General features: G+C 28.7%; 16 protein-coding genes. 4 read left to right on the forward strand and 12 right to left on the reverse strand.

The genetic code is table 11. The annotated features are described in order from the left end of the window. Positions 1 to 66: 66 nt before the first annotated feature. The 9 genes from AC4FRL_RS05780 to hflX all read right to left on the reverse strand — a co-directional run bounded on the left by AC4FRL_RS05780 (position 67) and on the right by hflX (position 15551). Positions 67 to 3639 carry a multifunctional 2',3'-cyclic-nucleotide 2'-phosphodiesterase/3'-nucleotidase/5'-nucleotidase gene (locus AC4FRL_RS05780; RefSeq protein WP_491139254.1) on the reverse strand — a complete coding sequence of 1191 codons (3573 nt, stop codon included), beginning with the start codon at positions 3637 to 3639 and terminating at the stop codon, positions 67 to 69. A 187-nt stretch (positions 3640 to 3826) separates the two neighbouring features. Beyond that, the gene (locus tag AC4FRL_RS05785; protein WP_491139255.1) at positions 3827 to 7399 is read right to left on the reverse strand and encodes a multifunctional 2',3'-cyclic-nucleotide 2'-phosphodiesterase/3'-nucleotidase/5'-nucleotidase; all 3573 of its coding nucleotides are present in this window, start codon (positions 7397 to 7399) and stop codon (positions 3827 to 3829) included. 177 nt (positions 7400 to 7576) lie between these two features. After that, on the reverse strand, positions 7577 to 8575 hold the full coding sequence (locus AC4FRL_RS05790) for a tyrosine-protein phosphatase (protein WP_491139256.1): 999 nt from the start codon (positions 8573 to 8575) through the stop codon (positions 7577 to 7579). Between the two features lie 451 nt (positions 8576 to 9026). After that, positions 9027 to 9461 (reverse strand): globin domain-containing protein, encoded by a 435-nt coding sequence (locus tag AC4FRL_RS05795; RefSeq protein ID WP_491139257.1) that lies wholly within the window; start codon positions 9459 to 9461, stop codon positions 9027 to 9029. Between the two features lie 225 nt (positions 9462 to 9686). Further along, positions 9687 to 10424, reverse strand: coding sequence for a YebC/PmpR family DNA-binding transcriptional regulator (locus tag AC4FRL_RS05800; protein WP_491139258.1), 738 nt, complete (start codon positions 10422 to 10424; stop codon positions 9687 to 9689). 128 nt (positions 10425 to 10552) lie between these two features. Continuing rightward, positions 10553 to 11200, reverse strand: a complete 648-nt coding sequence (locus AC4FRL_RS05805; protein WP_491139259.1) for a YigZ family protein — start codon at positions 11198 to 11200, stop codon at positions 10553 to 10555. Continuing rightward, positions 11163 to 12614, reverse strand: a complete 1452-nt coding sequence (locus AC4FRL_RS05810) for an aminotransferase-like domain-containing protein (protein WP_491139260.1) — start codon at positions 12612 to 12614, stop codon at positions 11163 to 11165. The genes AC4FRL_RS05805 and AC4FRL_RS05810 overlap by 38 nt, the downstream gene beginning before the upstream one ends. Positions 12615 to 12629: 15 nt before the next feature. Continuing rightward, positions 12630 to 13532 carry a nucleotidyltransferase domain-containing protein gene (locus AC4FRL_RS05815; protein ID WP_491139261.1) on the reverse strand — a complete coding sequence of 301 codons (903 nt, stop codon included), beginning with the start codon at positions 13530 to 13532 and terminating at the stop codon, positions 12630 to 12632. Positions 13533 to 13757: 225 nt separating this feature from the next. Further along, complete coding sequence (gene hflX / locus AC4FRL_RS05820; protein ID WP_491139262.1) at positions 13758 to 15551, reverse strand: GTPase HflX; 1794 nt, start codon at positions 15549 to 15551, stop codon at positions 13758 to 13760. 106 nt (positions 15552 to 15657) lie between these two features. Here hflX and hpt point away from each other — a divergent pair, with 106 nt between their 5' ends. Beyond that, positions 15658 to 16185: a hypoxanthine phosphoribosyltransferase gene (gene hpt / locus AC4FRL_RS05825; protein ID WP_491139263.1), complete on the forward strand. Its 528-nt coding sequence runs from the start codon at positions 15658 to 15660 to the stop codon at positions 16183 to 16185. 30 nt (positions 16186 to 16215) lie between these two features. On the opposite strand, the gene yunB is transcribed toward hpt, so the two are convergent. After that, on the reverse strand, positions 16216 to 16881 hold the full coding sequence (gene yunB / locus AC4FRL_RS05830) for a sporulation protein YunB (protein ID WP_491139264.1): 666 nt from the start codon (positions 16879 to 16881) through the stop codon (positions 16216 to 16218). A gap of 136 nt (positions 16882 to 17017) precedes the next feature. Between yunB and AC4FRL_RS05835 the strand changes: the two genes are divergently transcribed. After that, entirely contained in the window at positions 17018 to 19489 is a 2472-nt protein-coding gene (locus tag AC4FRL_RS05835) for a transglycosylase domain-containing protein (RefSeq protein ID WP_491139265.1), read from the forward strand. A gap of 290 nt (positions 19490 to 19779) precedes the next feature. Then, complete coding sequence (locus AC4FRL_RS05840) at positions 19780 to 21180, forward strand: alanine/glycine:cation symporter family protein (RefSeq protein WP_491139266.1); 1401 nt, start codon at positions 19780 to 19782, stop codon at positions 21178 to 21180. A 33-nt stretch (positions 21181 to 21213) separates the two neighbouring features. Here the strand turns inward: AC4FRL_RS05840 and AC4FRL_RS05845 are convergent, their stop codons facing one another. Then, positions 21214 to 21606 carry a hypothetical protein gene (locus AC4FRL_RS05845; protein WP_491139267.1) on the reverse strand — a complete coding sequence of 131 codons (393 nt, stop codon included), beginning with the start codon at positions 21604 to 21606 and terminating at the stop codon, positions 21214 to 21216. A 52-nt stretch (positions 21607 to 21658) separates the two neighbouring features. Beyond that, positions 21659 to 22732 carry a GNAT family N-acetyltransferase gene (locus AC4FRL_RS05850; protein WP_491139268.1) on the reverse strand — a complete coding sequence of 358 codons (1074 nt, stop codon included), beginning with the start codon at positions 22730 to 22732 and terminating at the stop codon, positions 21659 to 21661. Between the two features lie 328 nt (positions 22733 to 23060). Between AC4FRL_RS05850 and AC4FRL_RS05855 the strand changes: the two genes are divergently transcribed. After that, positions 23061 to 23600 (forward strand): helix-turn-helix domain-containing protein, encoded by a 540-nt coding sequence (locus AC4FRL_RS05855; RefSeq protein ID WP_491139269.1) that lies wholly within the window; start codon positions 23061 to 23063, stop codon positions 23598 to 23600. The last annotated feature ends 4 nt before the right edge of the window (positions 23601 to 23604 follow it).

Raw genomic sequence — 23604 nt, forward strand, 5'->3', positions numbered from 1 at the left:
AACTTTTTTTATTTTACTAATAAAAAAGAGAGTGATATTATCTATCACTCTCTAATTGTTTATTTTTTATGCTGATTTATTTTTATTGTTCTTAAATATCATAAATCCACCTAAAGCTAGAACAGCTCCTATAGCACCTACTGCCCCTGCTCCTATAGGCATACCTGTATTTGGTAAGCTTCCATTATTTTCAGAGTCTTGATTTTCACCATTTTCTGAATCTTGGTTTCCACCATTACCTGACTCTGGATTTTCTGGTGTTTCTGGCTTTTCTTCATCAACTGTTGTATCTTCACCTTTTTCTAATAAAGTTGATAAATCTGTTATTGGCTCAATTCCATTTTCTCTCCAATAATTTGTCATTTCATCTCTTATAACTAAATTTGTATCTACTACATTTTTAGCAGCTGAGAAATCATAAGAATCTCCTCCTGTAGCCATAAAGTCATTAGTAACTACTGTATAGTACTTATCATTTTCTAACTTAGTTCCATCAGCTAATCTAACTGAAGTTATTCTATTTCCACTTTCAGCTTCAGGATTATACCAGAACTTAACTCCTGCATGTTGTCCCCAGCCAAAGTTTTCTGGTTCTATTCCATGCTCTAATACCTTTATTATGTCTGAACCTTTCATTTCCATAGTAACTAAAGTATTATCAAAAGGAAGAATTGTATACATATCTCCAACTGTTATAGTTCCAGCCATTAAAGGTGCTCTTACACCACCACCATTAGTTATAGCTATATCAACATCAACTATTCTTCTCATAGTTTCTGCTACTGTAGCACCCATTGGACTTACTCCAGCATCTCTGTCGTGAGGTAAATCAACTGCTAAATCAGTAACTTTTTCATTCATTATAGGTCCTAACTCTTCTTCAAAGTTAGCTAAAATTTCTTCCATATTTTTATCAACAGGAAGAGTATCTTTTCTCTTTGAAATATCGTCTAACTTAGTTGAAACTTCTAATTCTCCATTTTCGTCAAATTTTAAATTAACATAACCTAAGTTTCTACCATTTTTATAAGCTTGTATAACAGGAACCCCATTTACTTCTCCTTCTACACTTTGATGACTATGAGCTGAGATTATTGCATCTACACCTTCTACTTTTGCAATATCTACTACTTCTCCTGTTATTTCTCCTGTTTCTTTGTTTTGTTCACTTCCTAAGTGACTTAAAACAACAACAGCATCTACATCTTCTTCATTTTCTAAATAATCTACCCAAGTTTCTGTTGCAGCTACAGGGTCTTTAAATTCTAAATGAGCAACATTATCAGGTTTAGTTTTGTACTCAGTTTCAGGTGTAGCAAGTCCTATAAATCCAACTTTCTTACCTTCTCTCTCAACAATACCATATGGCTTAGCCCACTCTACAGGTTCTCCTGTTTCCTTTTCATATATATTAGATGCTAAGAAATCAAACTCTCCTGCTTTTGCCCAATCTGGAATATACTCATATCCCCAATCAAATTCATGATTACCTACTGCTGCAAATTCAAGTCCCATTTCTCTTAGCATAGCAGTAACTGGTTCTCCTTTTAAAAGGTTTGACATAGCACTTCCTTGATATATATCTCCACCTGTAACAACTATAGTATTTGGATTTTCTTCTTTTACTCTTTTTACTTCTCCAACTAATTTAGCTGCCCCTACATCACTTTTAGATTCAGCTAAAGAACCGTGAAAATCATTGAAAGTAACTATTGGAATTTCAACATCACTTTCTTGTCCATCTCCAACGACAGCTAATACATCATCCCAAGTTACAGCTTTAGCATTTGCTGTTCTTCCATCTTCTGATGTTGGTAATTTTATTTTTCCTTCATTTATAAGCTTAACAGCTAATGCTCTTTGTTCTTCATCCCAATCGTTTCCTGTTATTTTCCAGTTATTATCAACATTTTTAGAAATTTTTCCACCTTTTACATTTTGAATATAATCAACTATTAAATCTCTCATATCTGATATTTCATCATTATTTGTATCATATATTTTTTCATGTTGACCTGGTTCCATAATTCCAGCTGCTAAGCCTGAATTATATCTATAATCATTTACTGATAAATAAACTACGTCTGAATCTTCAACTACTTTTCCGTCTTTTTCAAATCTTAAATTTTCTATTCTTTCACCTGGCTCTTTTGATATGTTTATTTCATAACTTACACCATCAAACATATCATATTTATACATTCTAACATCTTCATTAAAGGATACTGTTAAGTCGCCCTCTTTATAAGTGTTATAGTACATAGAGTTTTCTTCCATGTATCTTTTTAATTGTTTTCCTGTAGTTTTTATAGTATATAATTTATTGTCATATTTATATATATTTGATATATCAGCTTTGCTTATATCTCCTTCATATAAATTTGAAGAAGCACTAAATAAAGCTGCTGCTGATACCATGTATGCATCCTCTGGATTTATATCTTTTGATTCTAAGTGCTTTCTACTATTATATAATTGCACTTCATTTATAAAGTCTGTTATACCTTGGTCTTCAACTAAAGATTGAGGTATTCCTTTTACTTCATTTTTATCTGCTAAATTTCCACCAACTAATTGACCAACTGGTGCTGTTGCATCTGCAATTGCTCTATTGTGAAAATCTGAAAGTAAGGAATTTATTTTTTCATCTTCAGCTACTCCCTTTGTACTTATAAGGTCTGCCTCTTGTCCTACAACTTCTACATTATCTCCATCTTTTCTAACTGTTAATTCTATTTTAGAAACCATTTGTCCATTACTTGTAGGTTGACTTATAACTGCATTATTTATCTTCTCTTCTGGAATATTTGTATGACTATGTCCTGCTACTATAGCAGATACCTCTGGATTCATTTCAGCTATAGCTCTTGCACTATCTCCATTTCCATATTCACTTTCTAAACCTACATGAGATACTACTGCATATACATCAGCACCACCCTCTGGTCTATTTTCAATCTCATCTATTACAAGATTAACTTCTTCAGCAGGATTTTTAGCTTCATATCCCTTTAAGTTTTCTGAATCCCACTTCATTATATGAGGACTTACAACACCTATTAAAGCTACTTCAACTCCATCAAACTCTCTAGTTGTATATCCATCATAAACTCTTTCTCCATCTTTATATAAGTTTGCACATAATACATCTAAATTTTCATTAGCTTGGCTAACCACATTATTAAGGTTGTCCATTCCATAGTTGAATTCATGATTTCCTAAAGAAAAAACATCATATCCTATTGCATTCATTCCCATAATCATAGGGTTTGGACCATTTCTAAATAAGTGATTGAAGTTACCTTGTATAGTGTCTCCATTATCAACTACTATAGTATTAGGATTTGCTTCTTTAGCTTCTTTAACTAATGTAGATATTTGATTTAATCCTCCATCAGATTTTTCATTACGAGCATATTCATAATTCATGAATTTACCATGAAGGTCTGATGTTCCTAAAATCTGAATAGTTACATCTCCCTCTTCTTTTTTTGTACCTTCACCTTTTTTCTCTTCTAAGTTTTCCGGTGCTAAATTTTCAGATGCCATTACAGTAGTCATAGGTGTAGCAATTCCAAAAACCATTGAAGTTGCAACAGCTAGGGCTGTAATTTTTTTATCCCTTACTTTTTTAAGCATATTTTTCCCCCTTTTGGTTTCCTATTATTACAAAAGTAAATTTTATACATATGTATTTTATATCATTTCACGAATATTTTTCAACATTTTATTGTTAAATATCCGTTAAGTTTAGTTAACTTTTTAACATAACTAAAAAGCTATTAAAATAAAAAAGTAGCAGACTTCTCTGCTACTTTTTTATTTATTAAGCTACATCTTTATTATTTTTCTTTTTAATAATTATACTACCAGTAAGAGTTGATATAAATCCAATAACTGCTAAAGCTTCTATACCTATAGGATTTCCTGTATTAGGTAAAGATATTACAGTATCTCCCTTAGAATCTTTATCTTTAATGATAGTGTTATCTTTATTTTCTTCTTGACCTACACCTTGTGAATCTTTTTTAGTTTCCTCTATTACAGGCGCAGAATTTTCATTATTATTTCCTTCTTCAATAAGAGTTGATAAATCACTTATTGGATTTATTCCATTTTCTTTCCAATAATTACTTATTTCATCTCTTAATACTTTATTAGTATCTTTAAAATTTCTAGCTTTAGAGAAATCATATCCATCTCCATTAGCTGCCATAAAATCATTAGTAGCTACTTTATAGTATTTATCAGGGTCTAATTTACTTCCATCTAATAATACTATAGAAGTTATTCTTTTTCCTTCTTCAGCATCTTTATTGTACCAGAATTTCACCCCAGCATGCTGACCCCATCCAAAGTTTTTAGGTGCTATTCCATGCTCTAAAACTTTAATTATTTCGCTACCTTTAAGTTCCATAGTTACTATAGTATTATCAAAAGGAAGTATAGTGTACATATCTCCTACAGTTACTATTCCTTTTTTAAGAGGTGCTCTTACTCCACCACCATTATTTATTGCTATATCTGCATTTGTTATTTTTCTCATAGTTTCTGTAACAGTAGCTCCCATTTTACTAAGACCTAAATCTCTATCATGTGGAAGGTCTTCACTTAAATCAGCTACTTTAACATCCAATATTGGTGATAATTCATTTTCATATTTTTCTAAAGTTTTTTCCATATCCTTATCTACTGGTAATTCACTTATTCTTTTTGAAATATCCATACGGTCTATTTCTACATTTAATTTTCCTTCTTTATCAAATTTTAAATCTACAAGACCAATAGAACGACCATTTTTATAAGCTTGTACTATTGGAACTCCGTTAACAATTCCTTTAACAGGCATATGACTATGTGCAGATACTATTGCATCTAGCCCTTTAACCTTTGTAAGATTTGTAACTTCTCCTGTTATTTCCTTTGTATCCTTATCTTGTTGACTTCCTATATGAGTTAAAGCAACTACAGCATCAACTTTTTCTACATCTCTTAAATATTTAACCCACTTTTCTGCTTCTTTGTTAGTGTCTCTAAATTCTAAAGATTCTACATTATCTGGATTTGTTTTGTAAGCTGTTTCAGGAGTTGCAAGACCTATAAATCCTATTTTCTTTCCTTCTTTTTCAATAATTCCATAAGGCTTAGCCCATTTTACAGGTTCTCCTGTAGATTTTTCATAAATATTTGAGGCTAAGAAATCAAATCCTCCAGCTTTTGCCCAACTTGGAATTAAATCATATCCCCAATCAAATTCATGATTTCCTATTGCAGAAAAATCAACACCTAGGGCTTTGTTCATATCACTAATTGGATTACCCTTTAAAAGATTAGATAAAGCACTACCTTGATACATATCTCCACCACTTACAACTATAGTGTTTGGATTTTTTTCTTTTAATCTTTTTACTTCTCCAACAAATTTAGCTGCACCAGGGTTTCCACCACTTTCTTTTAAAGAACCGTGAAAATCATTAAAAGTTAAAATAGGAATTTCAACCTCTTTATTTTCCTTTGGCATTTCTTCATTAAACTTTGAAATATCTTCTACAGTTATAGATTTAATATTTGGAGTTCTTCCATTTGAAGAAGTTGGTAAATTTATTTTACCTTCATTTATAAGCTTAACAGCTAATGCTCTTTGATTTTCATCCCAATTATTACCTGTTATTTTCCAATTGTTATCTACATTTCTAGTTATCTCTCCGTGCTTAACATTTATTATATAATCACTTATTAAATCTCTTATAGCTGATATATCATCATTTACTGTATCGTATACTTTTTCATATTGACCTTCATCCATTATTCCTGCAGCTAAGCCTGAATTATATCTATAATCATTTACTGCTAAATAAATAATATCATTATCCTCAACATTTTTACCATCTTTAGAGAATTTTAAATTTTCTATTCTTTCTCCTGGTTCTTTAGATATATTTATTTCATAATTAACCCCTTCAAACATGTCATATTTATACATTCTGACATTTTCATCAAAGGATATAGTTAAATCTCCCTCTTTATACTTGTTAAAGAATTTAGAGTTTTCTTCCATATATTTTTTTAATTGTTTTCCTGTAGTCTTTACAATATATAACTTATTGTCAAATTTATATATGTTAGAAACATCAGCTTTACTTATTGCCCCTTCTTTAAGGTTAGCTTTAGGACTAAATAATGCAGCTGAAGAAACCATATAGGCATTATTTGTATCTATTCCTTTTTTCTCTAAAAACTTTTTAGTGTTATATAATTCTACTTCATTTATAAAATCAGTAACCCCTTGATCTTCAACTATTGATTGAGGAATTCCTTTAACTTCATCAGCTTTTGCTAAATCCCCACCCTTTAGTTCTCCAATCTTTGCAGTTGCATCATTTATAGCTTCCTCATGGAAAGGTTTAAGTACTTTATTTAGTTCTTCATCTTCCTTAATATCCTTAAGGTCTATAAGCTGTGCTTTTTTATCAACAACTTTTAATTTTCCATTTTCTTTTTCTAAAGTTAAATCAAATTTAGAAACATATTTAGCTCTACATGCAGGCTCACTTATTATAGCATTTCCTCTTAACTCTGATTTAACAGCATCATGACTATGTCCCGCAACTACTACACTTACTTCTGGATTTTCTTCAGCAATTTTAGCTGCACTATCTCCGTCTCCATACTCTCCATTTAAACTTGCATGAGAAGTTACAATATATAAATCAGCTCCACCATTTTCTTTTATTTCACCTATTATTTTTTTAACTTCTTCTGTTGGGTCCTTTGCTTCATACCCCTTTAAATTTTGAGAGTCCCATTTCATTATATGAGGAGTTACTACTCCTATTATAGCTACCTTTAAACCACCAACTTCTTTTAAAGTATAAGGATTAAAGACTCTCTTTCCACTTTTGTAAAGGTTACCACATAAAACATGAAGATTAGGATTAGCTTGACTTATAATATTGTTTAACTTATCCATTCCAAAATTAAATTCATGATTTCCTAAAGAATATACATCATAACCTATTTTATTCATAGCAAGTATCATAGGATTTTCTTTATCCATAAATAAATGATTATAATTTCCTTGAATAGTATCTCCATTATCTAAAACTAAAGTATTTGGATTTTTTTCTCTAGCTTCCTTAACTACAGTAGCTACTTGATTTAATCCACCTGAATACTCTCTTCCCTGTGCATAATCATAATTCATAAACTTTCCATGCAAATCAGAGGTTGCAAGTATTTGAATATCCACAGTTTTTTTATCTGAACTTTCTGCTAAAGCTAAATTGCTTTTTTCAGAAATTTCAGCAGCCTTAACTGGTATTGGTAATATAATACTAAATACCATAGCAATTACAACCATTAAAGCTGTAATCTTCTTATTACTAAGCTTCTTTAACATAAATTATCCCCCTTGAAGTTTTATTTGTTATAAAAGTAAATTTTATACATACTAATTGTAACATATATTAATACTTTTTCAATAATTTGTTACATATTTTAATATAAAGTACATATAACAAAAAATAAGACTTAGAATATAAAAATAAACTATTTATATTCTAAGTCTTATTTTTCTCTAATAAAGATACTTATTTCTTATTAATTCTATTTTCTCTTTGCTTAATCCATATTCTTTTAAAAAGTAGGTTTCATAAGTTCCATAAGTACTTTTTATTCTATTTAAACTAAGCTCTATAAACTTCTTTTTAACTCCTAAAACCCCTTCAATTAATTCTTTTATGGTTTCATTTGAGATATGTTTTTCATAAAACTGAAGTATTTTATGATTTTCTCCTTCTAGGTATTTATTACTTAGCATATAATCTTCAATTACTGTTTTTTCTGAAACACCTAAAAGTAATAAGATTAAGGCAGAGCCTAAACCTGTCCTATCTTTACCTGATGTACAATGTTGTAAAATAGCTAAATTATCAGGATTTTCTACTGTTTTTATAAGTTCTTTAAAAGCTAAATTATCTAAAGGCATTTCAGTATAACCATCCATAAGTATTTTTTCTGGTAATTCTTGTTTACTATCCTTTAATAATATTCCTTTTAAATATGATTCCATATTTAAATTTTGATTATCTAAATTCTTCATTGCAGATATATGTATGTTATTTACTCCTTCAACCTCTCTATCAGGACTTACCTTTACTTCTTCTATAGACCTATAATCAAAGATATTTTTTATTCCTAAGGTTTTAAAATATTCTAAATCCTCTCCTCTTAATTTATTTAAAGCTTCGGAACGATAAAATAATCCCCATTTTATAAACCTTCCATCTCTTGTTTCATATCCACCTAAATCTCTAAAATTACAGAACTTTTTAAGAGGAACTAATCTTTCTGCTAACATAAGATTTTCTTTTTCACCTTTTATAAAATAGAAAGTTCTATTTCTTACCTCTGGGTCTTTAAACTCAAACTCATTTTCACTTTCTATATTTCTAATAAAATTTAATTCTCCATCTAATTTATTAGAATAATATAATTTACCATTAATTTCTTTATTTAAGGTTATTTTTAAAACTTCCTTAGAGACTCTTATTAAATTTCCATTTAACCTCTTCATAAAGTATCATCTCCTATACAAGTAAAATTCTTTTTTTAATTATACTACTTCTCTTTATAATTTGTTAATTATTATTTTAATAGTTAATCTCCTTCGTTAAATTTCACAAAACTTCTTAATTTTTAAATTTTTTTATAAGAATTAATGTTTTTCCATAATATGTATGGTAATATATTATTAAAGGATGTAAACCTTATCTGTTTTATATTTTACTATTTGTTTTTAACTTTAAATTATATAAAACTTTATATAGGTTTAAATATATTTTATTTATGCTTAAGGAGGTACCATGGAATTATTACTTATATTACTATTTTTAATAATGCTTATGACAGCATTCTCAACCTCACTAAGAGACACTATAAAATAGATTAAAATTAAATCTATTTTATAAGTTTATTGTAAATAAAAAAAGACGAGCTTATTTTTATAAGCTCGTCTTATATTTTATTTATCTTTTAGAATAAATTTCTTTTTCATTGTTTATAAATACTTCAGCTATTACTTCATAAGTTTTAGCCCATGCCTCTATAATTTCCTCTGTTGCATCATCTCCTAAAACCTCTTTTATAGCACCTAATAAGTGCTTTCCTACTATTGGATAATGCTCTGGCTTAACCTCTGCATTACAATGTATAAGCCCTATTCTATCTATAACAGGTTTAATAGCCTGTAAGTTGTCTACATTTTGAGCTGCAGCTAATATTGTCATTGCTAAAGCTTTTGGTTGCTCTCCTGATTGTTGCTTGTCCATGTTAAATAAAACCTTAACCTCTGGATTTTGCTCAAACATATTTTTATAGAAAGTTTTAGTAATCTCTAATCCATGAGATTTTAAAACTGGTACTGTACTTTTAATTATATCTATTGTTTTTTGATCTAACATTTTTTCCTCCATGATATTTAATATTAATTGATAACAATTATTAATTACATTATATATTATAATTTATTTTTTACAATAGTATAATTGTTAACTATGCTTTACTATTATGTTAACTATCAAAAAACTATTATTTTAATATGCTTAAATACTATTCTTAAATAAAAAAGCACATATTAAGTAGCAAAATTAATTGCCTCTTAATATGTGCTATATTAATTTATATTTTTATTCATCCCATCCTTCAGGGAATTCTGCATTGTGATAAACCTCTTGAACATCGTCGTCATCTTCAAGTAAATCAAGCATTTTTTGGAACTTCTTAGCATCTTCTTCACTTATTGCACTTTCAGTATCTGGTATCATTTTAACTGATGCTTCTAAGAATTCTAATCCATTTTCCTCTAAAGCTTCTCTTACTGTACCAAAATCTTCAGGTGAAGTTGTAACTATAAATACTTCTTCTTCTGATGAAAAATCTTCTGCTCCAGCATCTAAAGCCATCATCATTATCTCATCTTCATCTAAATCAGCTTTTTCTATTACTATTTCACCCTTCTTTTGGAACATGAAACCAACACATCCTGATGTTCCCATGTTTCCACCACCTTTAGTGAAAGCACTTCTTACATTACCTGCTGATCTATTTTTATTATCTGTTAATACTTCAACCATTACAGCAACTCCTGATGGTCCATATCCTTCATAAACTATTGATTCATAGTTTACTGAATCTCCCTCACCAGCAGCTTTCTTTATAGCTCTTTGAATGTTATCATTTGGCATATTTGCAGCTTTAGCCTTTGCTACAGCATCTTTTAATCTTGAGTTACCATCTAAGTTTGCTCCGCCTTCTTTAACTGCAACGGCAATCTCTTTTCCTATCTTAGTGAATATTTTTCCTCTTTTGGCATCCATTTTACCTTTTTTAGCCTGTATATTATGCCATTTTGAATGTCCTGACATATTTATTCCTCCTAACATATATGTAAACTCTGTTTTAAAATTCTTTAAATATCTAAAAATAACACTTAAACATTATATCATAGAGATTTTTTCTATTCAACTTGGCCCATTTGTCTATATATTTATTCTTAAATCTCCTTATAAAGTCTATTTCCTTCCTTAAAATACACACCTTCTAAGTCCTTGTTTATTTTTACTTTTCCATTTGTAGCTTCAATAAATGCTTCTTCCATTTCATTAACCTTTGTTGTTTCAGCTAATATATATATTTTAACACTATTTGTAAACTCCGTATCTTCTATATGCCAATTATTTTGCCCACATATATATTGTATTTTCCCATAAAGGTCATAATCTATCTCTAAAGAAAGCCTTAATCCATGTACCTTTTCCACAAGCCCTGAAGCATTTATAGCTACTATAGCCCCCTTAGTATAAGCTCTTGTTAAACCACCTGTTCCTAATAAAATTCCTCCAAAGTATCTAGTTACAACAACTACACAATCAGTTATACCTTGCTTTTTTATAACTTCTAATATAGGTATTCCTGCTGTTCCCTGTGGTTCTCCATTATCACTATACCTTTGTATTCCCATATTTTCACCTATTACATAAGCATAACAATTATGTCTTGCATCTTTATGCTTATTATTTATTTCTGCTATAAACTCCTTTGCTTCTTCCTCTGTTGTAACTCTCTTAACATACCCTATAAAAACTGATTTTTTCTCTTCAAATCTATCTTCCGCTTCTTTTTTTACTGTTATATAGCTCATTTATATTGCACCTACCTTTTAATACTTCCTCTATGTTTTTTATACCTCTCTTTATTTTCTCATAATCTATTTGTGAAAATCCAATTCTAAAACTGTTATCTCCATCATTAGGATTTTTAAAAAATATACTTCCAGGAGTTATTATAGTTTGTCTATCTTTAAGTTCATAAAATAATTCCTTAGATGTTATTTTCACATCCTTATTTATTTTTAAAAATAGATTTAACCCTCCCTTTGGCTCACTATAAGATACCATATTTCCTAAGTTATTATTTATAAGTTCCCTTATAAAATTATATCTTTTTGAATATTCTTTATTTAATATTTTTATATGCTCTCTCCAATATCCCTTTGCTATATAATCTTGTAATGCTCTTTGCATAAGACTTGAAGTTGCTATATCACTATTAAATTTTAAAGCTTGAAACTCCTCCTTAAACTTATCTGGAGCTATTAAATATCCCATTCTTATACCAGGAAGAAAAATTTTTGAAAAACTTTTTATATATATTACTCTTTCTGAATCTAAACTTCTGTAAGGAATGTAATCTAAATCTTTTGAATAAACAAGCTCTGAAAGATAATCATCTTCTAATATATAAAAGTCATACTTATAGGCTAAATCTATTATTCTTTTTTTCTTTTCTAAGGAACAACTTATTCCTGTTGGATTTTGAAAATAACTCATTGTATAAAAACACTTTATATTATTTTTTTTTAATAAACTCTCAAATTTATCTATATCTGGTCCATCTTCTTCCATCTTAACTTCTAAAATATTAGCTCTTCTAAGTTTAAAAACTAAAAGTGCTCCTCCATAGGTTGGTTTCTCTACTAAAATATTATCATTTATGTTAACTAAAGACTTACCTACAATATCAATTCCCTGTTGTGCTCCTGAAATTATAAGTATATTATCTAAATTATTTTTTCCCTTCCAAAACTCCTCATTTATACTTCTTCTTAATTCTAGATATCCTAAGGGGTCGCTATACATAAGTGCTTCTACTCCATCTCTAACTAAGACATTATCTAAAACATTCTTTAATCTCTCTACCTTAAAAAAGTTTGCACTTGTAGTTTCTCCAGTAAAATCTATCCAACTTTTTAAATCACCTGAAGCAATTTTTCTAAATAACTCATTATAATCTTGTTTAAAACTTCTACCTAAATCCTTATTCTTAGCATAAGTTCCACTTCCTTGTACTTGATATGCATATCCTTCTTGAACAAGTTTCTTATAGGCATTTATTATAGTTACCTTATTAACATTTAAAAAACTTGAAAGTTCTCTTATAGGAGGTAATTTTTCTCCTTCTAAAATTTTATCATTTTCAATTAAGCTTTTTATCTTTTCATATATTAATAAATACTTACTAAACCCCTCTTTAAACTCTAATTTAAATTTATTCATCTAATACCTCTTAAATTAAAAGTTATCTTTAATTAAATATACCTTCTCTGTTACAAGCTTTGCACCGCAAGGAGAATATCTTTCTCTCCCCTCTTTTTTTACTATATTTTTTTTATAAAGATAACCTAATAATTCTTCAAAATCTATTTTAAATCCTTGAAACTCCTCTGACCTTTTTATTTCTTCCGAACTTAAGTAGTCTTTTTGAGTTTTCATAAAATCAACTAAGGCTTTTATTATTCCTCTAATATTTCTATCTAGAAAACTATCAATATAAAAATTCACATATTCTAAAGCTTCTTTATCTGCAGCTTTAAAAATACCATTAACCATTTTTTCAAAATTTTCATCTAACTTCATAAGCATTCCTGTAGAACTTTTAGTTATTAGGTATCCATTAAAATTTAAATACAATCTACTAAAACTATCAACAGAATACATAAGTGCTTCAAAAGCTGCATAAAAATTTTCATTATGAATGCATTTTTTATATAGATTCATATCTTGTATAAGATCACTTAAATAAACAAGATTCCACTTTTCACTATGAGCCTCTGTATAATATTTTATTGATGTAAATTTATCTGATATTTCTTGGTCTTTACAAAAAATTAATTTTGAAGATATAAACTTTCTATGTATTGTGCTACCTGTAATTTCTTCTTGGCAAAAGTTAACTAGAAACTTTTTAGAAACTATCTTTAAATGTGAAGATACTCCTAATTCTTCTCCATAAACATCTCTTATACCTTTAAAATTTCCATCTACAATAACAAATAAATCTATATCAGAGCCTTCCCATATGTCTCCATTTATTATACTTCCAAAGGCAGTTACTGCTATAACATCATCATTTTTTTCAAGGTCTCTTATAACAGATTTAAAAGAATTTTGATACTTTAATATTATTTCACTCAAATTTTTTCCTCCTTAAAAACTCTCCTTTTAAAAAGTCTTAAATATAAACAATTATCCTTTAAATAAAAATATAAATATATCTTCTTAAAAATAGGCTTTACCTATTAAAAATTTGTATCATTATTATTATACTTATATATATTATAATTTATGATTTTAAAAATGTAATAAATAAAAGCTAAATTCTAAAAGAATTTAGCTTTTATTACAAAAAATCAAATATTTTTATACTTCATATTCTCTACATTTATTTTCTACTTCTTCATCTACCTCTGCTTTTATATATGTTCCTTCTTCTTTATACTCTTCTTCACTTACATTAGCATTTCTATGAAGATAAGCTACAACCTGTTGTGCTGAATAAGGAATTATATATTCTTTACTCTTTAAAGTATAAGGTAATTCTTCACTTATTGCTTCTAATAATTTATCTAAGTTTATTTTTTCCTTTGCAGAAACTCTTACTACCTTACTATATATTTTAGAATACTTATCTTCTAATTCTTTTAATTCTTCTTCAGAAGCCTTATCAATTTTATTAAGAACTAATATTTTAGCTGATTCTAGAGCCTTAAGTTCTCCTAAAACTTTTTCTACAGCTATAATTTCTTCTTTAGCATTATTTGATGAAGCATCTACAACATGACATAGAAGGTCTGAATAAATAACTTCTTCTAAGGTTGACTTAAAGGCTTCCACTAATTCATGAGGAAGTTTACTTACAAATCCAACAGTATCAGTTAAGGTAATATCTCTATTATCTGGAAGTTTTATAGCTCTTGTTGTGGTATCTAAGGTTGCAAAAAGCATATCAGCTTCAAAAACCTTATCCTTAACTTGAGTTGCTACAGTAGATGCAGACTCTAAGCATAAAGTATTTCTTAAAGTAGATTTTCCAGCATTAGTATAACCAACTAAAGAAACTTGAGATGTTTTATCCTTACTTCTTCTCTCTCTTTGAGTTTCCCTTATTTTCTTTATTTTTTTAAGCTCAGCTTGAAGGTCATATATTCTCTCTCTTATATGCCTTCTATCTATTTCAAGCTTTTTCTCCCCAGGACCTCTTGTTCCTATTCCTCCACCTGTTCTAGACATAACAGTTCCAAGTCCCATAAGTCTAGAAGCTCTATACTTTAATTGAGCAAGTTCAACTTGAATTTTAGCTTCTCTCGTTTTTGCTCTTCTTGAGAATATTTCTAAAATAAGAGTTGTTCTATCAATTACCTTAATTCCTAAATTAGCTTCAAGATTTTTAACCTGTGCCCCTGATAGTTCATCATCAAAAATTACTAAGTTAGCTCTAGTTAACTGTCTTATATTGGCAATTTCTAAAACCTTTCCTCTTCCTATATAGAAAGATGCATCTATTTTACTCCTATTTTGGAATACTTTTTCTAATGTAGGAATATCACAAGCTTTTGCAAGTTCTTCTAACTCATCTAAACTTTCCTTTGTATCACAACCTACTAAAATAGCTCTCTCACTATCATCTTCCTCAACCTTACTTGTTTTAATAATTTCTTCAATATGATTTATTTTATCTAAAATATTAATTTGTAAGCAATTTTCTATGCTTAAATTAGGAACTTCTTCACTTATAAGAAGTTCATTTTCTACATAACAAAAGCCTAAGGAAGCATCTATTGCTTTTCCTTCATAAACTGCAATAGCCATTATTGTATCTAATTTTAACTTCATTAAAGCTGATATATCTAAGGCTGACAACCTAGAAACTCCACTTGGATGAGTATGTATTATTCTAACTCCTGATAGTCTTTTCTCATGTATATCTATTAAAGGAATTTCTACACTAGAAGAATCCCCTATAGCCACACTTATTACCTTTCCTTTTCTATTTATTCCAACACTTATCTCTCTTTCTATCTGTGAAGATAATCTAGAAATAACTCTTATTATATCTTCTGTACAAATGCTATACTTTGGTACAGTTATTTTATAAAGTTCTTCTAATTCTTTTATAACTGAATTCCTTATTCCATCAGTATTTCCGTGTATCATATATTACCACCTCGTGATATTTATTGTGTTTCTTGACAATTTTCATTTAATTTTATACTATAAATACAATATTGTAAATAATATGGCATAGTTAGGGGAGAAAATAATGGAAGATAAGAATAGAAATATACTACTTTCTGAAGATGAAATTAAAAAACAAATAGCTATCGTAGGTAAAAAAATAACTGAGGATTATAAAGATAAAAATCTTTATGTTCTATCTTTATTAAGAGGAAGTTTCATATTTGCAGCAGATTTAGTTAGAGCAATAGATACTAAAGCTCAAATAGGCTTTATGACTACTTCAAGTTACGGTCATGGTGAAGAAAGTACTGGTGTAGTTAAAGTTGTAAATGATATTCCTGACAATATTGAAGGATTAGATGTTTTAATCGTTGATGATATTATAGATTCTGGTATAACAATGGATTTTGTTATAGACCATGTAAAAAAATTAGGTGCTAAATCTGTTAAAACTTGCACTCTTTTAGATAAACCTTCTAGAAGAAAAGTAGATTTAAAGCCAGATTATTGCTGTTTTGAAATAGAAGACTTATTTGTTGTAGGTTATGGTTTAAATTATGGGGACCATTATAGAAATGTACCTTATATATTTAACTGGGAAAATAATTAAAAGGAAGGGATTATCCCTTCCTTTTAATATTTAATCTAATTCCTTAAGAACATTTCCACCCCAAATACTATTTGGTACCTCTCCAACTATTACGGTATCTGAAATTGGAATTTGATTTACTACCTCAACCTCCTTTGATTGAAGTGGTAATATTATTTTTAAATTGGTTTTTACATTAACTATTATCTTATGTCTTGTTTGATTTATTCCTGCACTTTCAAAAACAGAATCATAAGTTACTAAAACTTTGCCTATAGGTTCCATCTTAACGGTAATACTAGGTCCCCAATAAGACATTATATTATTTTTAGTTATATAACCAATTGGCATCTTTACTCCTATAGAACCTACCTCTTTTATATCTCTTTGAGACTTTATTGCAACTTCTGTAGCTAATTCATTTAACTTTACAGTATCTGCATTAATCATTTTTATTTTCCCTTCTGAATCCTTTTCAACCTTTATAATATCATTATAATTAAATTTTTCAGTATAAACTTCAGCTATATTGCTATTTATAATATCTAAAGTTTTAGCTTGCATTTCAGAATCAGAAACAAGTAATACTGTAGGTGCAATTATTTTATCAAAAACATATATGAAAATTAAAAAACAGGTAATAATTATTACTAGAAAAATTATTAAATATTTTTTAAAATCTATAACTTTACGTTTATTTTTATTTACATAATACAAATATCACACCTCTTACAATTTAGTTTACTCTTAATATTATTATGCTATAATATAATATAATATTTCTTAAAATGTATAATAATATAATTATGTAGTTTTTTAGAAATAGAAAGTTTTATTATGATAGGAGGAAAAAATGACTGAAGAAAAAAGAGAGTTTAATAATAGAAGGCAGAATAAAAAATCTAAAAAAACAAGTAAAGTAAAAAAGTTTTTTAAATGGTTTTTTATAATAATTCTGCTTCTAGGGATAACTGCCGCAACTTTAGCTGGAGTTTATGTTTTATCAATTATACGTTCTTCTCCAGAACTTGATATTGAGGCAATTCAATCTCTAAATCAGCCATCCATTCTTTACGATGACCAGGGAAACTTCATGGATAACGTAATAACTAGAGAACAGCGTTATGTTGTAAAATCAGAAGAAATACCTGCTAATTTAAAAAATGCTTTCGTAGCTATTGAAGATGAAAGATTTTATGAACATAAAGGGATAGACCCTAAGAGAGTTTTTGGGGTAATAGCCTCTAATATTAAAGGCAAACTTTCAGGAAGTAATACAGTTCAAGGTGCATCTACCATAACTCAACAGCTTATAAAAAATGCTGTACTTACTAATGAAGTTAGCTATGAAAGAAAAATTAAAGAAATGTACTTAGCTTTAGAGTTAGAGAAACACCTTTCAAAAGATGAAATCTTAACGACTTATTTAAATACAATTCCAATGGGAGGATACCAATATGGCGTAAGTGCAGCTGCTCAAAGGTTCTTTAGCAAGCCTGTTTCAGACTTAAATTTAATAGAATGTGCTTATTTAGGTGGACTTACTCAAGCTCCTACTTCTTATGATGGTCTTTCAGAAGCAAATAAAAAAGATCCAAGTAGATATTTAAATAGAACTAAAGCTGTTTTATTTAAAATGGAGGAACTTGGATATATATCAAATCAAGAGTATGTTGATGCTATAAATGAAATTGATACAAATGGCATAAAATTTACTCCAAACAATAAATTAAGCAAAACTAACTTCGAGTGGTTTACAAGACCTGCTATAACTCAAGTTAAACAAGACTTAATGAATAAATACAAATACACTCAAGAAGAAGTTGACAAACTTATAGCTAATGGTGGATTAAAAATATATACCTCAATGGATAGAAATCTACAAAATAATGTTCAAAACATTTTAGATGACCCAAATAATTATAGGGCTATAACTAGCAATCCAAATGAGAAAAATGAAGATGGTGTTTACAAATTACAATCTTCAGCAACTATTGTAGATTACAAAACTGGCCATGTTAAAGCCTTAGTAGGAGGAAGAGGAGAACAACCTGCTATGTCTCATAACAGAGCTTACTATGATTTAAAATCCATAGGTTCTGCTACAAAACCTTTAACTGTTTATGGTCCTGCTCTTGACTTAGGCATAGGCGGTGGTGCAGGCTCTGTAGTAAATGATTCATATTTAAGTGAAAAAGAATTAGCATCTACTGGCTATAAAGAACAACCTAAAAATGAATATAATAGCTATATGGGACCTTTAACTTATAGAGAAGCTATAAAAATCTCTAGTAACTTAGCAGCAATAAAGGTTGCTAATGAAGTTGGAGTTTCAAATTCAATAGCTTATGGAGAAAAACTAGGTCTTGTTTATGGTCCTCACTCTAGAGGTATTTCCACAACAGCTTTAGGTCAATTTCAAAATGACCCTAATAATCCTGATGGTGGAAACACATATACTTTAGCTTCTGCCTTTGGAGTATTTGGAAATCAAGGAGTAAAGACTACAGCAAAACTATATACAAAGGTTTTAGATTCTCATGGTAATGTACTTTTAGATACCTCAGTTCCTGAAACAGTTACGGTCTTTACACCACAAACTTCTTATATAGTGTATGATATGCTTAAGGAACAAGTTGAAAATGGTTCTGCAAGACCTGCTAGATTTGGAAACATTCCTGTAGCTGGTAAAACAGGAACTACAACAGGTGATAAAGATTATTTATTTGCAGGTTTAACTCCTTATTACTCTGCTGCTGTTTGGGTTGGTTATGATCAACCAACAGAAATGAGAACTAGTAGTGGTATAGTTACAACACCTATCTTCGGTAAAATAATGGGGGTTGCTCATGAAGGATTACAGTATAAAGAAGTTGAAAAACCTTCAGGTATAACACAAATTGCAGTTTGTAAAGATTCTGGCTTAAAGCCTACTTCTTATTGCACCGAAGATTATAGAGGAAGTCAAGTTTACTATGACTGGTTTATAGATAAATTTATCCCTACTGAATATTGTAACTACAACCATAAAACAGCTTATTATTCACCGGAACCTAATTCAACAATAAATCAATCTCCTACAGAGGATAAAAAAGATAATACAAATAACTCTCATAGGGATAATGAATCAGATAAAGATGATGATAAAGAAATTGAAAATTCAAATGATAGTCATAGAGATGAAGAAAATGAAAATAATGGAGGAAACTCCTTATTTCCTTCACAAAATAAACCAGGAAATAATAAGCCTAATAACAATAAACCAGAAATAAATCATGGAAACAATCAAAACCAAAATAATCAAAATCATAACCCTATGCAATAGAAAGACATGATTATTGCATTTTAGTATGATTTTAAACAAAGCCACTATGAATTTTTTATTTCATAGTGGCTTTATTGTTAAAATTTTTTTCTCTATATCCTTTGTATATACTAATACTAAAGAATCTTTCTATTTACTTTTTATTAACATTTATTCTCTATACCTCTCCTTCAAAAATCGCACATATGAATAAATCAACATTAGTTCTTGCATTTTTTTATTATTCATATTAAAATTAATTATAAAGATTACGCAAAAATTAAAACATATCACAACAGGAGGAGGAATATATGGAAATACTTAATAATTTTGTAGTTAGTTTTAATGATTTTCTTTGGGGCTATATATTAATTATTTTATTAATTGGTGCTGGACTATTCTTTTCTTTTAAAACTAGATTTGTTCAATTTAGATACATAAAAGAAATGTTTCGTTTATTAGGTGATGGTATAGGAAAATCAAATAAAGAAAAAGGCGGAGTTTCGTCATTCCAAGCCTTTTGTATAAGTACAGCTTCTAGAGTTGGTACTGGTAATATAGCTGGTGTTGCCATAGCCGTAGCTGTTGGTGGTCCTGGGGCTGTTTTTTGGATGTGGCTTATAGCTTTAATAGGCTCTGCATCTAGTTTCGTAGAAAGTACTTTAGCTCAAATATATAAAGTTAGGGATAAAGATTCCTTTAGAGGTGGACCTGCCTACTACATGGAAAAAGGTCTTGGCAAGAGATGGTTAGGTATAATATTTTCAATTCTTATTACAATCTGTTTTGGATTCGTATTTAATGCCGTTCAAGCTAACACAGTAAGTGTTGCCTTCAATAGTGCTTTCGGACTTTCAAGAGGTGCTATAGGTATAATACTAGCAGTTGTAACTGCATTAGTTATCTTCGGTGGAATTCATAGAGTTGCTAAGGTTTCAGAAATAATAGTTCCTATTTTGGCAGTTCTTTATATTCTTGTTGCTCTTATAGTATTAGTTTTAAATATTAGTGAAATACCTTCAGTTTTTAAACTTATATTTGAATCAGCCTTTGGAATAAAGCAATTAACTGCTGGTGGTCTTGGTGCTGCTGTTATGCAAGGTATTAAGAGAGGTTTATTCTCAAATGAAGCTGGTATGGGTAGTGCTCCTAACGCAGCAGCAACTGCTGATGTTAGCCATCCTGTAAAACAAGGATTAATACAAACTTTAGGTGTATTTACAGATACTTTATTAATCTGTTCATGTACAGCATTTATAATACTTCTATCAGGTCAATATGCAGATAGCTCATTAACTGGTATAGAATTAACACAACAAGCTCTTGTTTCACAAATAGGAAGTTTTGGTGCTGGATTTATAGCAATTTGTATATTATTATTTGCCTTTAGTTCTATAGTTGGTAACTTCTATTACGGACAAACTAATATAGAATTTATACACACAAATAAAACCTTATTAAATGTCTATAGGATACTTGTTATCGGAATGGTTCTATTTGGTGCTATGGCAAAAGTTGATTTAGTTTGGAATCTGGCCGATGTCTTTATGGGATTGATGGCTATACTCAATATAATAACCATATTGTTATTAGGAAAATATGCATTCTTAGCTCTTAAGGACTACACAAGTCAAAAGAAAGCTGGAATAAAGGACCCTGTATTTAAAGCCTCTTCAATCCCTGGATTAGAAAATGTAGAAGAATGGCAATAACAAAAAAGCTTTGAGATTTTTCTCAAAGCTTTTTTATATTAATCTTTCAAATACAATATTTTTCTCTACAGTTATATCTTCTAAATTTATAGTAATTTTAAAAATTGGTGGGCACCCTTCTTCTCTCCATTTTTTCATATAAGTTGGTGTAGCTTTGTAATTATAATAATAAATTTCTTCATATTCATCTGAAAATTCTAAAACTTCAAGCTTACTATCCTTATTTATACTTATCAAACTCTTATCTAAATTATTTATTATAGGCCAAAAGTATTTCATTGGTATATTATATTTAAACTCATTTTTGACTACTTTACTTTCAAATAAAGCTCTTTTTAATATTCTATTTTCCTTAAGAGCCTCATCAATGTTAGCTCTAAATATAACTTTTCCTCTTTTGTCTTCATCTAATTTTATGTTTATCATTTAATAAACAACTCCTCTTCTTTAAGAATATAAAAAAAGAGTAACTCTTAATTTATAAATCAAGCCTATCTAATAAAGATTCTCCAAATAATTTTTTTATTATGTATTTTATTCCCTCTATTTCAAAGGATTTTTTCTTTATGATTATAAATCTTCCATTATCAATTATGTTTTCATCAGAATAAGTTAAATACTTAACTTCATCCTTTAAAAGTCCTAACCATTCTTTAGAGTAATACGCTTTTAACCCTATTAAAAGGTTGCTTTTTATAAATGGAATTATAGCCTTTCCTATAATACATACAATTTCACAACCATTTATATTATTTAAAAGCTTTTCAAAATCAGGATTTTCATAAAAGTTATTGCTATTACTTCCTGGAACAATTATGACATCTAATTTAGTATCTTTTATAGACTTTAAATCTTTAAATTTTATATCATATGATTTATCTTTTATAAGGTTATCCTCTTCTCCAATTAATTCTACAGAAATTATTTCCTCTCCTAAAGATTTATTTATGCTATTAAATATTTCTAAAAAGCATATAACTGTACTAACTGTCATATTTTCATAAATAAATATACCAAATTTTTTCTTATTTATAACCTTAATTTGCTTTTTAAAATCCTCTTTAAATAATCTATAAGAATATCCTTCCTTGTTCTTATACATTATTTTAAATCCTATCTTTTCAAGTTTGTTTCTATTTTCTTCTAAGTAAACAGTATCTAGCATATATAAACCACCAAACTCATAAAAAAAGCACTCTAAAATAAGTTGAACAGCCTCACTGCCATATCCTAACCCTCTTTTAGAAGCCTCTATTCTAACATTTAACCTAGCTGTTTTAGTTACAGAGTCATATCCATGAAAACTAGCTTCTCCTACAGGATTATTATTATAGTCATAAACTAAGCAATAAAGATTTCTACCATCTGTAGGACTTACCATCTTTTTATAAAAGCTATCCCATTTGTACCTTGGAAATGATATGGTTTTCCCTACATCTTTCATGCTATCCACATCTCCCCATAATTTCTCTGTATATTCAAGCTCATTTAAGTTTGGTGTTTTTATATAAACTTTTCTTCCCTCTCTCCTATAACAAAGTCTTTTTTCCATAAATTTACCACACCAATCATTTATTAATTCAAGAGTATTTTATCATAAATTACCACAAATTGTGAAATTTTTTAATCATTATTTAATAATTCACCTCTTATTGTTTAGTTATACTAAATTAAATAATAATCTTTTGTAAACTCCATAACATTTTTTTCCTTATAACCTTGCTAAATCACTATATTTAAGAGAAATACTAGGTATTAATATTTTTTCATTTTTTTGTTGATTTTTATCTTAAATATATATATAATTATTTATGTTTGTTTAGTAATTTTAAACTTAAAGTTTAGTAAAACTTATATTAATTGAAATTGAGGTGTATATCTTGGAAATAGGAGATAAAATCAGACGTCTAAGGGTTGCCAAACAATTAACTCAAGAAGAATTAGCAAATAGGTGTGAATTATCAAAGGGGTTTATTTCTCAACTAGAAAATGACTTAACCTCTCCATCTATAGCTACTTTAATAGATATTTTAGACATATTAGGAACTAACTTAACAGAATTTTTTAGTGAAGACACTAATGAAAAAATAGCTTTTTCTAAAGATGATATGTTTGAAACTGAAAACGAAGAATTAAAATATAATCTTATGTGGCTAGTTCCAAATGCTCAAAAAAATGATATGGAACCTATAATGATAACTTTAGAACCAGGTGGACAATATATTGAAGAAGAACCTCATGAAGGTGAAGAATTTGGATATGTATTATCTGGCTCTATATATTTACACTTAGGAGATAAAAAAGTAAAGGTGCGTAAAGGAGAAAGCTTTTATTTTAAACCTAAAGCAAACCACTATATTTCTAATGCAGGAAAAATTTCTGCAAAGGTTTTATGGGTAAGTACTCCACCATCATTTTAAATAA

The sequence above is a fragment of the Clostridium sp. TJA032 genome (genome assembly GCF_058310275.1).